Source organism: Brevundimonas sp. (genome assembly GCF_036400995.1).
Lineage (GTDB): Bacteria > Pseudomonadota > Alphaproteobacteria > Caulobacterales > Caulobacteraceae > Brevundimonas.
Genome location: NZ_DASWWG010000025.1, coordinates 1 through 12,222 on the forward strand (window position 1 = coordinate 1; position 12,222 = coordinate 12,222).

Consider the following 12,222-nt stretch of genomic DNA (forward strand, 5'->3'; position numbering starts at 1 on the left):
CATGGCGACCTGGTTCCCGATGGTCACCCGCCTGCGCAACATCGCCGAGCACGCCTGTGTCGAGGGCTCGGCGACCGACCCCTTCCGCGCCGCCCGCACCACCCGCGCCTCCTGGTGGGAGCGCGCCTTCATCGCCCCCTACTGGGTCAATTTCCACGCCGAGCACCACCTCTTCATGCACGTCCCCTGCTGGCGCCTGCCCGCCCTGCACAGGGCCGTGCGCGGCAAGCCGCAGGGGGAGCGGATGGAGGTGGCGGACGGCTACTTGACCGTTCTTCGCAAGGCGTCGACCAAGGCTGCATGAAGAACCGGATCGTGGTCGTCCTCAGCGGCCTTTTCATCCTCCTGAGCGCCTACTCGGCCTTCACCGGCGTCGTCGTGCCCGAGGGCTCGCTCGGCGACAGCTATCTGGTTCTGAAGCCCATGCCGTCCTTCGAGCGCGTCTTCGGCGGCGGCGAGGAAGGCGCGTGGACGCGGGCCCACCCGGGCGAGCCCGCGCCGTGGTGGCAGGATCTCGACTCCCGGCCGTCCGCCTACTTGGGCGACTGGGAGAACGGCTCCACGCCGGTCGGCGTCCTGGACATGGCCGCGAACCTTCTCTGGCTCGCGAGCCTGCTGGGGCTGATCGTCTATGGCCTGCGCGCGATGGTTCGGCGCCTCGGAGGCGGTCGTCGTCCGGTCAGGTGACCTTCTTCGCGATCGTCAGGCCCAGCACGACGAACACCGCGAAGATGATCAGCGCCAGAATGAACAGGAATTTGGCGATCCCGGCCGCCGCGCCGGCGATCCCGCCGAACCCCAGAACACCCGCGATCAGGGCGATCACTGCAAAAATCAAAGCCCACTTGAGCATGTCGTTCTCCTTACAGCCGGAGAACGGCACGACTGTCCCGCGGTTCCGCGCCGAAGCTACAAGGTCGTGCTAGGACACCCCATGCCCATCGCCGATCCCGCCGCCTTCATCCTCGAGAACACCCGGCTGCAGGCGGTCCCGCACGCGCCGGAGATCTCGCTCTGGCTGGCCGATGAGATCACCCCGATCTGGCGGCTGACCGAGGAAGAGCTGGGCGAGCTGGGCCTGCCCCCGCCCTTCTGGGCCTTCGCCTGGGCGGGCGGTCAGGCGGTGGCGCGCTGGCTGCTGGACAATCCGTCCGAGGTGGCGGGCAGGACCGTGCTCGACTTCGCCACCGGCTCCGGGCTCGTCGGCATCGCGGCGATGAAGGCCGGGGCCGCTTCTGTGCTGGGAACGGACATCGATCCCTTCTGCGGGGCGGCTGTCGCCCTGAACGCCGAAGCCAACGGCGTGGCCATGGCCTTCACCGACCGGAACCTGCTGGACGCCCCGCCCCCGCCGGTCGACGTCATCTGCGCCGGCGACGTCTGCTACGAAAAGCCGATGACCGACCGCGTCCTGGACTGGCTGGGTCAGGCCCGCGCCAACGGAACCCGCGTCCTGGTCGGCGATCCCGGTCGCACCTATTTCCCCAAGTCCGGCCTCAACTTCCTGGCCGAGTATCGGGTGCCGACCACGCGCGAGCTCGAGGATCAGGAGATCAAGCGCTCGGCCGTCTGGGCCATGGCGTAAGGGCGAAGAGGCGGCCCGCGTTCGACGGACCGCCCCTCCGTTTCGTCAGGCCGCCAGCGAAACCGACGACGCCGAGGCCGCCGTCGACGAGCCGTAGGCCGCCATCTGGCGCGACAGCATCGACTGGATGGCGCTGGTCAGTTCATCCGCCGCCAGGCTGCCGTCGCTGTTCGAGTCGAGGGAGGCGAAGGCCTCCGTCAGGTCGGCCTCCTCCTGACCGAGGGCCGAGGCGATCTCGCCCAGTCCCAGCGCGCCGTCAGCGTCGCCGTCCGCCGTCTCCAGCAGGGTCGACGCCATCTCGGTCGCCGAGGGCGGGCCGCCCCGACCGCCGTGCGGCGGCGGCGGGCCCTGCGGCCGCGAGGCCTCCAGCCCGGCGGACAGTTCGTCCGCGCTGGCCGTTCCGTCGCCGTCCGCGTCGAGGGCGGCGAACACGTCCTCGATCTCCGAGGCGTCGGACACACCCATCGAGGCGGCGATCTCGGCGGCGCTCAGCTTGCCGTCGCCGTCGGTGTCCGCCTCGTCGATGATCGCCGAGGCGAGGCTGTCGCTCTCTTCCTGGGCGTCCAGCAGGCCCGACATTGTTTCAGCGCTGAAACCGCCGCCGTTCATGCTCGCGGGCGGAGGCCCCGGCGGCGGTCCGGGCGGAGGGCCCTTGGCGCCGCCCGCGGCGGCGGCTCCGGGCATTTCCTGCCCGGTCTCCGACGTCTTCGAGGTCTGGAACAGGTTTTTCAGCGCCTGCATCGCCAGACCCGAGGACGCCGCATTGGTCGATGATATCTGCATCGCGGTGTTCCCTGGGAGGGTTGAGCCACGTCCCGACGCCCCTTGCGGACCGTCGTCGCGGCATCGGGCGCGATGCAAGATCGCCGCCGAAGCGGCCACCTATCTATATGAAAAATATTGTGTTTCTTGTCAGAAACAAACCAGCCTCAAAGCCGCCGGAGGCCTTGCCGAAATCCTAACGACCCGGAACGTCCGGCGCCTCGGGATCCGGCGAGAAATGGATGTGGCGATCCGGCGCGGGATCGTCCGAATGATCCTCGCCCGACATCTCGGACGCGGCGGGCCGCCCGGTCCCGCGCGCCTGCTCCAGCTCCGGATCGCGGCTGAAGCCGGGGTCAGTCATGGATTTGGTCACGGCAGGCTCCTCATGGCGACGCTCCGCAGGCAAAACCGGAACGGGGGCTGTTCGGTTCCGGTCACGCTTGGTCACCACGGCGCGAGGGCCCATCTTGTCCCCATGACCCGCGCCCTTCTCATCGCCGCCCTCGCCGCGCCGTTGCTGGCGTCCCCCGCGGCCGCCCAGAGCGTCCGCCCCCTGCCGCCGGGCCCTTCCCCCTGGGACCAGCATCAGTACCAGGCCGACCAGCACCGCTATGAAATGGATCGCCTGCGCCTCCAGTCCGACCGGCGCGAGGCCACGGTGCGGCAGCTGGAGCTTGAGACCCGGCTGAACCGCCAGCAGATGGACAGCCGCCGCACGGCCGATCCCTACGTCCCGTCGTCGCCGCCCGCCCTGCGCTCGCCGGACGAGGAAAGGGCCGCCCGCCTCTCGGCCACGCAGCGCCGCGAGACCACCTCCGACCGGGTCGGCGAGATCGACGCCTGGCTGGAACGTCGTCCGAATTAACACCGCATCCCTTGCGCTGGACCCGCGTTACGGCTTCGCTCGGGTTTGAGGCGAGGGAGGACGGATCATGCGTTGGGAAGGCGGCCGCCGCGGCGGCAATATCGAGGATCGGCGCGGCATGGGCCCGGTCGGGCTGGCGGGCGGCGGCATCGGCGCGCTGGTTCTGGCGGCCATCGGCTATTTCGTCTTCGGCATCGATCCCTCCACCACCCAGCAGATCACCAGCCAGCTGGGCGGCGTGGGCGCCGAACAGCAGGGCAAGGCCGGCACGCCCGAGGACCAGGCCGGCCTGTTCGTCGACGTCATCGGCGCCAATATCGACGACGTCTGGCGGTCCAGGCTGGAAGGCTACCGCCCGCCCACCGTCGTCCTCTACGAGCAGGGCACCCAGACCGGCTGCGGCATGGGCCAGAGCGCCATGGGGCCCTTCTACTGCCCGGCGGACCAGAAGGTGTATCTCGACCTCGGCTTCTGGCAGGAGATGGAGACCCAGCTGGGGGCCTCGGGCGCCGACTTCGCCCGCGCCTATGTCATCGCCCATGAATACGGCCACCACATCCAGACCCTGACCGGCACGTCCGATCAGGTCCGTCAGGCGCAGCAGCGCGCGGGCGGTCAGGCCGAGGCCAACCGATACTCGGTCGCCCTGGAGCTTCAGGCCGACTGCTACGCCGGCGTCTGGGCCGCCAACGCCTCGACGGCCTCGAACGGTCAGGTCAGCCTCACCGCCGGTGATCTGGAGGAGGGTCTGAAGACGGCCTCGGCCATCGGCGACGACACCCTGCAACGCCGCTCGGGCGGCCGCGTCTCGCCGGAGAGCTTCACCCACGGCTCATCGGCCGACCGCGTCGCCTGGCTGCGTCGCGGCTATGAAAGCGGCGATCCCCGCGTCTGCGATACGTTCAGCGGCCTCTAGACCGAAATCGGTGGAAAGACCCTGAAGCCTGCCTTCAGGCTTCAGACGGGTTGTTGCGGCGCACACGGCGCGGCAAGGTCCCGCCGTGTCCTCCTCCGCCGCCTCCGCCCTCGCCGCCTCCCGTCGCCTTGTGCTCAAGGTCGGCTCCGCCCTGCTGATCGACGGCGGGCGACCGAACGGCGCGCGTCTGGCCGCCCTCGGTCAGGAGATCGCCGACCTGCGCGCGCGCGGCGTCGAGGTGATCGTCGTCTCCTCCGGCGCCGTCGCGCTCGGCCGGGGCCGTCTGGGCATTTCGAAATCGGCCCGGCTGGATGAGAAACAGGCCGCCGCCGCCGCCGGCCAGTCCCTGTTGATGCAGGCGTGGGAGACGGCCCTTTCGCCCCACGGCCTGAACCTCGCCCAGATCCTGCTGACCCGCGACGACACCGAACGCCGCCGCCGCTGGCTCAACGCCCGCTCCACGCTGGACGCCCTGCTGCGCCTCAAGGCCGTGCCCGTGGTCAATGAGAACGACACCGTGGCCACCGAGGAGATCCGCTACGGCGACAACGACCGCCTCGCCGCCCGCACGGCCCAGCTGGCCCGCGCCGACCTGCTGGTCCTGCTCAGCGACATCGACGGCCTCTACGACGCCGATCCGCGGAGCAACCCCGACGCCGCCCACCTGCCTCTCGTCGAATCCCTGACCCCCGAGGTCATGGCCATGGCGGGCGAGGCCAACGCCTCGGCCTCCGTCGGCACCGGCGGCATGCGCACCAAACTGGAGGCCGCCCGCATCGCCCGCTCGGCGGGCTGCGCCACCGTCATCGCCTCGGGCCTGACCGACCGCCCGCTGGCCGCCGTCGCCGACGGCGCGAAGGCCACCCTGATCTCCGCGCCCGCCGGTCCGATGGCGGCATGGAAGTCGTGGATCGCGGGCAGCGTCGATCCGGCCGGACGGCTGGTCATCGACGACGGCGCCGTCGCCGCCCTGCGCGCGGGCAAGAGCCTGCTCCCCTCCGGCGTCCAGCGGGTCGAGGGCCGCTTCGACCGGGGCGACAGCGTGCTGGTCGTCACCCCTGACGGCGTCCGCGCCGCCGTGGGCCTCGCCGCCTTCTCCGCCGAGGAGATGGCCCTGATCCGGGGCCGCCAGACCGCCGAGATCGAGGGGCTGGTCGGCTACAAGGGGCCGCAGGTCGCCATCCACCGCGACGATCTGGTGCTGGAGGGCGCGGCATGACCGACATCGCCGCCGCCATGCTGGAGAGAGGTCGCCGCGCCCGCGCCGCCGCCGACGCCCTGCGTCTGGCCTCGCCCGAAACCCGCACCCGCGCGCTGGAGGCCGCCGCCGTCGCCCTGCGCGCCCGGGCCGACGCCATCCTGTCGGCCAATGCCGAAGACATCGCCCGCGCCCGTGAGAACGGCCTGTCCGAAGCCCTGATCGACCGACTGGCGCTCAGCCCCGCGCGCCTCGCCGCCGTCGCCGACGCCGTGGCGGAGGTCGCCGCCCTGCCGGATCCCCTGGGCCGCGAGACCGCTCGCTGGACCCGCCCCAACGGTCTCGACATCGCCCGCGTCGCCACGCCCATCGGGGTGCTGGCCATCATCTACGAGAGCCGGCCCAATGTGACGGCCGACGCCGCCGCCCTGTGCCTGCGCTCCGGCAATGTCGCCCTGCTGCGCTGCGGCTCGGACTGCCTGTCGTCCTCGCTGGCCATCCACGCCGCCATGGTCGAGGGCCTTCAGGCCGCCGGCCTGCCCGCCGACGCGATCCAGCTGATCGACACCCCGGACCGCGCCGCCGTCGGCGCCCTGCTGACCGGGCTGGAGGGGACCATCGACCTGTTGATCCCGCGCGGCGGCAAGAGCCTCGTCGCCCGGGTCCAGGCCGAGGCCCGCGTGCCTGTACTGGGTCACCTCGAGGGCCTGAACCACACCTATGTCCACGCCGCCGCCGATCCGGACATGGCCGAGGCGGTGCTGGTCAACGCCAAGATGCGCCGCGTCTCGGTCTGCGGCGCCACCGAGACCCTGCTGATCGACCGCGCCTGCGCGACCGCCCTCCTGCCCCGCCTCGCCGCCGCTCTGGAAGCGGCCGGGTGCAGCCTGCGCGGCGACGTCGACAGCCGCGCCCTCGTCCCCTCCATCACCGCCGCGTCCGAGACCGACTGGACCACCGAATACCTGGCCCCTGTCCTGGCCGTGCGCGTCGTGGACGATCTGGCTCAGGCCGTGGACCACATCCGCCGCTACGGCTCGGGCCACACCGAGGCGATCATCACGGAAGACGAAACGGCGGCGACCGCCTTCCTGGGCGCCGTCGACAGCGCCATCGTCATGTGGAACGCCTCGACCCAGTTCGCGGACGGCGGCGAGTTCGGCTTCGGCGGCGAGATCGGCATCGCCACCTCCCGCCTGCACGCGCGTGGCCCGGTCGGGGCCGAACAGCTCACCAGCTACAAATATGTGGTGCGTGGCGCGGGGCAGGTCAGGGGGTAGGGCGTGGGGTCTCGGGTGTCGGGTGTGATGGACCCGGCGCGCCACCTCTCGACACCCCACACCCCACACCCCACGCCCTACATCCCGATCGTCAGGTCCAGCGGCCGCGAGACGTGCAGCGTGCCCTCGCCGAGATCCAGCGCCACCCGGCGGTCGCGGAACGCCTCCATCCCCACCAGACCGCCGGGGAAGTTGGGCAGGGGCGGCTGGTCGAACACCCCCACCTCGACCCGCTCGTACAGATGGTCGGCGAAGGTCACCGTACGCGCCTCGACGATCGTCGAGCGCATGGCCCCGCCCAGCACCAGGCTGGTTCCGCCGCGTTCCGGCCGCCCGTCCAGCAGTCCGACCGTATTCGCCGCCTCCCGGCTGAGGCCCAGCAGGGACGAGGCGCCGGTGTCCACGATGGCGCGCACCGTCGCCCCCTCTACCGTCAGGTCCGCCTCCAGCGCCGTCCCCTGCCGGCGCACCTCGGTCGCCATCAGGTCGGGCGGACGCACGAAGACGTCGCGACGCACGAGGCGCGAGTGACGACGCCGCGGATCGAGGGCCAGCACCGCCTCGCCCAGCACGTCCTGTCCGAGAATCAGCGGCGTCCGCAGACCGTCATCGGCCGCCAGCGGTCCGAGATCGAGGATCGCCGCCCTCAGCTTGCGGATCGACAGGCCGGGCAGGTCCACCGCGATCGAGGCGCCGCGCCCCACCTGGGTCCCGCCGCCGACGCCGTAGGCCAGCAGGGGCATGTCGAACAGGGCCCGCCCCTCGTTCGGAAGGGCATCGAAGAAGTCGCGGTGGATCACCGAATACTGGGCGCCGCTGTCGATCAGGGCCAGCACGTCCCGGCCCTCGATCTTCACCGCGACGGTCGGCGTCACGGCGGGCCGCTGATAGGCCATCCAGGGCGTCGCCCCCTCCGGCCCGAAGACCAGTTCGGGCTTCGGCCAGAACAGATGGTCCCGCGCCCACCAGGCGCCTCCGGCGACGGCGAGCAGTCCGGCGGCGCGGATCAGGAGGCTGCGGCGGTTCATCGAAACCAAGATGGCGCGTGGACCTTCGGGACGCCAGCGGCGAGACGTCGCGTCACACCCCGGCGATCACCAGGGTACTGAAACGACGAACCGGCCGGCGCCCCCCGACGCCGACCGGCTCGAATGCGAGGCCGGTATCCCCGAACCCCCGCCAACCCCGGATCCGAGACCTCAGGGTTACCAGACTGTAAATGCACACCAATCCGGGTGCTGTCCACTGGCTTCGCGGCCAGCATGAATAAAATGTGTCCTAACGGTGTCCGAAGGGCACCACCGTATTGGCCCCGTCGTGCCCGATATCGGCGGCGCCCAGATACGGAATCCCCGACCGCTGGCACCAGTAGCGGGTGATCTCCTCGGCCGTCAGGCCGAAGTCCGGATCGTTCTGCACGATCTCCGACACCCGCCCCAGCCGGATGCCCGCCACCTTCCGGATCGACGGCTGGGCGGTCAGGTGGAACATCATCCGGTCGATCCGGTACAGGGGCTCGGACACGTCCTCCAGCATCAGCACATGGCCGGTCAGGTCCGGCTCCAGATAGGTGCCGACCAGGGCGTCGAGGATGCTCAGGTTGAAGGCCACGGCCGGGCGCGGATCCGTGTGCAGCGACGGCTCCCACGACGACGACGCCCCGCTCTTCAGCCAGTTCAGCGCCCGCCAGGCCGTTTCATCGTGCCGCACCGAATCGGACGCCATCGGCCCGTGCGCCACATGCGGGAAGCCCGCCTTGTACAGCCCGGCCAGCAGGCTGCCCGCGTCGGAATAGCCGAGGTACCGCTTCTCCCGCGCCACCTCGGTCAGTCGCGGCAGCACCGCCTCCGCGATCCGACACGAGCCGTAGCCGCCGCGCGCGAACCAGATCGCGTCCAGCCGCGGATCATTGGCGAACTCGACGAAGGCGTTGGCGCGCGTGGCGTCGTCCCCGCCGAAATGGCCGTGCTTCTGGAAGACGGCGGGATGGAAGACGATCTTGATCGACCCGTCCGGCACATTGGCCGCGAACCACGCCTCGATCGCCTCGCCCCTCTCCTTCGAGAAACGCGAGCTGGCGTTGACGATGCCGATCTTCATTGCGGCGGAACTCCCATGACAGCCCGTCTTGGCACGAGGTCCGACGCGGCAAAAGCCCTCCCCTCGAGGGGGAGGGTTGGGAGGGGTGGAGGCAGACTGATCGAGGGCAGGGCGCGAAAGGCTCCGAAGCCTCCCGAGCCAACCCGGTCCCGACGGCGGCCCCACCCCATCCCCAACCCCTTCCCCCTCGAGGGGAAGGGGCTTAGTCACGCCTTATGACTCACGACGACTACTTCTTCTGCGGGATCGGCGGCTCGGGCATGCTGCCGCTGGCGATGATCGTGCAAGCGCGCGGCCATCGCATCGAGGGCTCGGACCGCTCTCGCGACCAGGGCCGCACGCCCGAGAAATTCGCCTGGCTCGAGGCCCACGGCGTCGCCCTGTATCCGCAGGACGGCTCGGGCGTCACCCGCGCCGACCAGATCGTCGTCGCCACCGGCGCGGTCGAGGACACCGTCCCCGACATCGGCGCGGCCAAGGCTGTCGGCGCGACCATCAAGACCCGCCCCCAGCTGCTCAGCGAACTGTTCAACGCCGCCCCCGCCTCCATCGGCGTGGCGGGCACCTCGGGCAAGTCGACCATCACCGGCATGATCGCCTGGATCCTGCACAAGGCCGGTCGCGCGCCCACCGTCATGAACGGCGCGGTGATGAAGAATTACGCCGACGCCGACCACCCCTTCGCCAGCGCCCTGATCGGCGGCGCCGACCTGTTCGTGTCCGAGGTCGATGAAAGCGACGGCTCCATCGCCCGCTACAATCCGACCGTCGCCGTGGTCTCCAACATCTCGCTGGACCACAAGTCGATGGAGGAGCTGCGCGAGCTGTTCGGCGGCTTCACCGACCGCGCGACCACCGCCGTCCTCAACCTGGACAACCCCGAGACCGCCGCCCTCGCCCAGACCCTGCCCGCCGACAAGGTCGTGACCTTCGCCCTGGGCGAAGAGGCGGCGACGCTGAACGCCCACGATCTGGAGCCCCGCCCCACGGGGATGAAATTCCGGCTCGTCGTCTCCAACCCTTCCCCCCTTGAGGGGGAAGGTGGCTCGCGCAGCGAGACGGATGGGGGGTCTGCATCCGCACGCACCCCGCCTGAAGGCCGGCCGTCCGACGCCGGCGCCGACACCCCCCATCCGACCGGCTCCGCCGGCCACCTTCCCCCGCAAGGGGGGAAGGAATTCGATGTGGTGCTCAACGTCCCCGGCGCCCACAACGTCGCCAATGCGCTGGCGGCCCTCGGCGCCGTGCACGCGCTGGGCGTGCCGTTGGCCGAGGCGACCGCCGCGCTCGAAACCTTCTCCGGCATCCGCCGGCGCATGGAGGTGGTCGGGACCGCGAACGGCGTCACCGTCATCGACGACTTCGCCCATAACCCGGACAAGATCGCCGCCACCCTGAAGACCCTGCACGCCTTCGATGGTCGTCTTCTGATCCTGTTCCAGCCGCACGGCTTCGGCCCGCTGAAGCTGATGAAGTCCGAGTTCATCGAGGGCTTCGCCGGCCTGATGCGCCCGGACGACGTCCTGCTGATGCCCGAGCCCGTCTATTACGGCGGCACCACCGACAAGTCCGTCGGCTCGGAGGACATCGCCTCGGGCGTCCGCGCGATGGGTCGCACCGCCGAGGCCCTGCCCACCCGCGACGCCTGCGGCGACCGCATCGTCGAACTGGCGAAACCCGGCGACCGGATCATCGTCATGGGCGCCCGCGACGACACCCTTTCGACCTTCGCCGCAGACCTTCTCGGGAAGTTTTAGCTCCGCTTACGGACTGATATTCAAGAGAATATCTCGAAACATTCACGCACGGCAAAGCTCGCATTAAGTGACAGACCTTATCCCGCCATCCCGAAGCGGGAGTGCGCGTGAATGGCCAGGATCGGAGACTTTGCCAGCGGAGCCGCGCCCATCGGGCCGGACACCCCGGGCGCGCACGTCTTCGAACGCTTCGAGCGTGAACCCGACACCCTGGCCATCGCCGTGGTCGACGCCGACGATCGCCCGGTCGGTCTGGTGGAGCGCAACGCCTTCACCCTGCGCATGGCCGCCGAATTCGGCCGCGCCCTCTACGCCCGTCGCCCGGCCTCCAGCTTCATGGACCCGGCGCCCCGGGTGCTCGACGCCGACGCCGACGCCGAAACCCTGTTCGAGACCCTCGACGCGGGCAATCTCGGGGCCCTGCTGAACGGCTTCGTGGTCGTTTCGAACGGCCGTTACGTCGGAGTGGGCGCGGGGGTGCACCTGCTGCAGGCGGGCAGCGCCATCCACCGCAAGCGCGCGCAGGCGATGAGCGTCCTGGCCCGCGACCTGGCCCGCGCCGAACAGGAGGCCCGCACCTCCAGCCGCGCCAAGTCCGAGTTCCTCGCGGTCATGAGCCACGAGATCCGCACGCCCCTGAACGGGGTGTTGGGGGTCGCCGCCCTGATGGAGCGCGAACTGACACAGGACGCCATGCGCCCCTACGTCCGCACCATCCTGGATTCGGGCCAGAGCCTGCTGCGGCTGCTGACCGACGCCCTCGACATGTCCCGCGCGGAGGCGGGCCTGATGACCTTCGAGACCGGGCCGGTGTCGCTGCGGGCGATCGCCCGCGACCTGACCAACCTGTGGGGGCCGCGCGCCGACGAGAAGGCGCTGGCGCTCGGCGTCACCTGCGACGCCGAAGGCGCGGACCACGTCGTCGCGGACGAGGTCCGGCTCAAGCAGTTGCTCAACAACCTGATCGGCAACGCCCTGAAATTCACCCCGTCCGGCGAGGTCGCGGTGCATATCGCCGCCCGCGCCGAGGGCGCCGACGCCCACCTGACCGTCACCGTTGACGACAGCGGGCCGGGGGTCGCCGAGGACACCGCGGCGACCATCTTCGATCCCTTCAACACCGGCCGCGCGGGACGCGAGGGCGCGGGGGCCGGGCTGGGTCTGGCCATCTGCCGACAGATCGTCGAGCGGATGCACGGCCGCATCGGCGTCGAGCGCTCGCCCCGCGGCGGCGCCCGTTTCAGCTTCGACCTGCGCCTGCCCCTCACCGCCGCCGATCCCGCGACCGAGGAGGCCGCCGCCGCCCCGACGCCGCATGAGACCCTGCATGTGCTGGTCGTCGACGACAACGCGACCAACCGCTTCGTCGCGGGCAAGGTTCTGGAGCTCTTCGGCTGCACCTCGGAGACCGCGGAGAACGGCCGCGAGGCCGTGGACCGGGTCCAGCAGGGCCGCTTCGATCTGGTGCTGATGGACGTGAAGATGCCCGTCATGGACGGCATTCAGGCGACCCGGGCGATCCGCGCCCTGCCCGGTCCGGTGTCATCGCTGCCCATTCTGGCGCTCACCGCCAACGCCGATCCGCGCGACGAGGCCGACTATCTGGCCGCGGGCATGGACGGGGTGGCGCAGAAGCCGATCCAGCCGGACGTCCTGCTCGACGCCATCCGCCGGGTCCTGTCGGCCACACCCGGCGACGAAGCGGCGCAGGCGGCCTGAACGGACGCAACCGGCGACGAAGCGGGGTATTGTCGCG

Annotated in this window: 14 protein-coding genes; 9 read left to right on the forward strand and 5 right to left on the reverse strand. The window is 70.7% G+C overall.

Annotated elements, in window-relative coordinates:
• Nucleotides 1-304 (forward strand): fatty acid desaturase (locus tag VGE03_RS03340; RefSeq protein ID WP_331045054.1); only part of this gene is annotated, 304 nt, incomplete at its 5' end.
• The gene (locus VGE03_RS03345; protein ID WP_331045055.1) at nt 301-687 is read left to right on the forward strand and encodes a hypothetical protein; all 387 of its coding nucleotides are present in this window, start codon (nt 301-303) and stop codon (nt 685-687) included. The genes VGE03_RS03340 and VGE03_RS03345, both read left to right, overlap by 4 nt.
• Here VGE03_RS03345 and VGE03_RS03350 read toward each other — a convergent pair.
• Nucleotides 680-853: a DUF1328 domain-containing protein gene (locus VGE03_RS03350; RefSeq protein WP_331045056.1), complete on the reverse strand. Its 174-nt coding sequence runs from the start codon at nt 851-853 to the stop codon at nt 680-682. The genes VGE03_RS03345 and VGE03_RS03350 overlap by 8 nt on opposite strands.
• A gap of 81 nt (nt 854-934) precedes the next feature.
• Here VGE03_RS03350 and VGE03_RS03355 point away from each other — a divergent pair, with 81 nt between their 5' ends.
• Complete coding sequence (locus VGE03_RS03355; protein ID WP_331045057.1) at nt 935-1,585, forward strand: methyltransferase; 651 nt, start codon at nt 935-937, stop codon at nt 1,583-1,585.
• Nucleotides 1,586-1,630: 45 nt separating this feature from the next.
• Here the strand turns inward: VGE03_RS03355 and VGE03_RS03360 are convergent, their stop codons facing one another.
• Nucleotides 1,631-2,368: an EF-hand domain-containing protein gene (locus tag VGE03_RS03360; RefSeq protein ID WP_331045058.1), complete on the reverse strand. Its 738-nt coding sequence runs from the start codon at nt 2,366-2,368 to the stop codon at nt 1,631-1,633.
• Nucleotides 2,369-2,543: 175 nt separating this feature from the next.
• Entirely contained in the window at nt 2,544-2,723 is a 180-nt protein-coding gene (locus tag VGE03_RS03365) for a hypothetical protein (RefSeq protein WP_331045059.1), read from the reverse strand.
• A gap of 102 nt (nt 2,724-2,825) precedes the next feature.
• Between VGE03_RS03365 and VGE03_RS03370 the strand changes: the two genes are divergently transcribed.
• The 4 genes from VGE03_RS03370 (at nt 2,826) to VGE03_RS03385 (ending at nt 6,609) form a co-directional block, all read left to right on the forward strand.
• Nucleotides 2,826-3,215 carry a hypothetical protein gene (locus VGE03_RS03370; protein WP_331045060.1) on the forward strand — a complete coding sequence of 130 codons (390 nt, stop codon included), beginning with the start codon at nt 2,826-2,828 and terminating at the stop codon, nt 3,213-3,215.
• Between the two features lie 67 nt (nt 3,216-3,282).
• The gene (gene ypfJ / locus VGE03_RS03375) at nt 3,283-4,131 is read left to right on the forward strand and encodes a KPN_02809 family neutral zinc metallopeptidase (RefSeq protein ID WP_331045061.1); all 849 of its coding nucleotides are present in this window, start codon (nt 3,283-3,285) and stop codon (nt 4,129-4,131) included.
• A gap of 85 nt (nt 4,132-4,216) precedes the next feature.
• Nucleotides 4,217-5,350 carry a glutamate 5-kinase gene (gene proB / locus VGE03_RS03380; protein WP_331045062.1) on the forward strand — a complete coding sequence of 378 codons (1,134 nt, stop codon included), beginning with the start codon at nt 4,217-4,219 and terminating at the stop codon, nt 5,348-5,350.
• Nucleotides 5,347-6,609 carry a glutamate-5-semialdehyde dehydrogenase gene (locus VGE03_RS03385; RefSeq protein ID WP_331045063.1) on the forward strand — a complete coding sequence of 421 codons (1,263 nt, stop codon included), beginning with the start codon at nt 5,347-5,349 and terminating at the stop codon, nt 6,607-6,609. The genes proB and VGE03_RS03385 overlap by 4 nt, the downstream gene beginning before the upstream one ends.
• A gap of 77 nt (nt 6,610-6,686) precedes the next feature.
• Here the strand turns inward: VGE03_RS03385 and VGE03_RS03390 are convergent, their stop codons facing one another.
• The gene (locus VGE03_RS03390) at nt 6,687-7,637 is read right to left on the reverse strand and encodes an aspartyl protease family protein (protein ID WP_331045064.1); all 951 of its coding nucleotides are present in this window, start codon (nt 7,635-7,637) and stop codon (nt 6,687-6,689) included.
• A gap of 250 nt (nt 7,638-7,887) precedes the next feature.
• Nucleotides 7,888-8,709, reverse strand: coding sequence for an LD-carboxypeptidase (locus tag VGE03_RS03395; RefSeq protein WP_331045065.1), 822 nt, complete (start codon nt 8,707-8,709; stop codon nt 7,888-7,890).
• A 215-nt stretch (nt 8,710-8,924) separates the two neighbouring features.
• Between VGE03_RS03395 and VGE03_RS03400 the strand changes: the two genes are divergently transcribed.
• Together VGE03_RS03400 and VGE03_RS03405 are read left to right on the forward strand one after the other, a co-directional pair.
• Nucleotides 8,925-10,466: a UDP-N-acetylmuramate--L-alanine ligase gene (locus VGE03_RS03400; RefSeq protein WP_331045066.1), complete on the forward strand. Its 1,542-nt coding sequence runs from the start codon at nt 8,925-8,927 to the stop codon at nt 10,464-10,466.
• A gap of 111 nt (nt 10,467-10,577) precedes the next feature.
• Nucleotides 10,578-12,185 (forward strand): ATP-binding protein, encoded by a 1,608-nt coding sequence (locus VGE03_RS03405; protein WP_331045067.1) that lies wholly within the window; start codon nt 10,578-10,580, stop codon nt 12,183-12,185.
• The last annotated feature ends 37 nt before the right edge of the window (nt 12,186-12,222 follow it).

Excerpts from the sequence above, each read along its gene's own strand:
- VGE03_RS03355 (WP_331045057.1), top strand. The coding sequence starts at position 935 with ATGCCCATCGCCGATCCCGCCGCCTTCATCCTCGAGAACACCCGGCTG.
- VGE03_RS03345 (WP_331045055.1), top strand. The coding sequence starts at position 301 with ATGAAGAACCGGATCGTGGTCGTCCTCAGCGGCCTTTTCATCCTCCTG.
- VGE03_RS03360 (WP_331045058.1), bottom strand. The coding sequence starts at position 2,368 with ATGCAGATATCATCGACCAATGCGGCGTCCTCGGGTCTGGCGATGCAG.
- VGE03_RS03400 (WP_331045066.1), top strand. The coding sequence starts at position 8,925 with ATGACTCACGACGACTACTTCTTCTGCGGGATCGGCGGCTCGGGCATG.
- VGE03_RS03385 (WP_331045063.1), top strand. The coding sequence starts at position 5,347 with ATGACCGACATCGCCGCCGCCATGCTGGAGAGAGGTCGCCGCGCCCGC.
- VGE03_RS03390 (WP_331045064.1), bottom strand. The coding sequence starts at position 7,637 with ATGAACCGCCGCAGCCTCCTGATCCGCGCCGCCGGACTGCTCGCCGTC.
- VGE03_RS03370 (WP_331045060.1), top strand. The coding sequence starts at position 2,826 with ATGACCCGCGCCCTTCTCATCGCCGCCCTCGCCGCGCCGTTGCTGGCG.
- VGE03_RS03405 (WP_331045067.1), top strand. The coding sequence starts at position 10,578 with ATGGCCAGGATCGGAGACTTTGCCAGCGGAGCCGCGCCCATCGGGCCG.
- VGE03_RS03395 (WP_331045065.1), bottom strand. The coding sequence starts at position 8,709 with ATGAAGATCGGCATCGTCAACGCCAGCTCGCGTTTCTCGAAGGAGAGG.
- VGE03_RS03350 (WP_331045056.1), bottom strand. The coding sequence starts at position 853 with ATGCTCAAGTGGGCTTTGATTTTTGCAGTGATCGCCCTGATCGCGGGT.
- ypfJ (WP_331045061.1), top strand. The coding sequence starts at position 3,283 with ATGCGTTGGGAAGGCGGCCGCCGCGGCGGCAATATCGAGGATCGGCGC.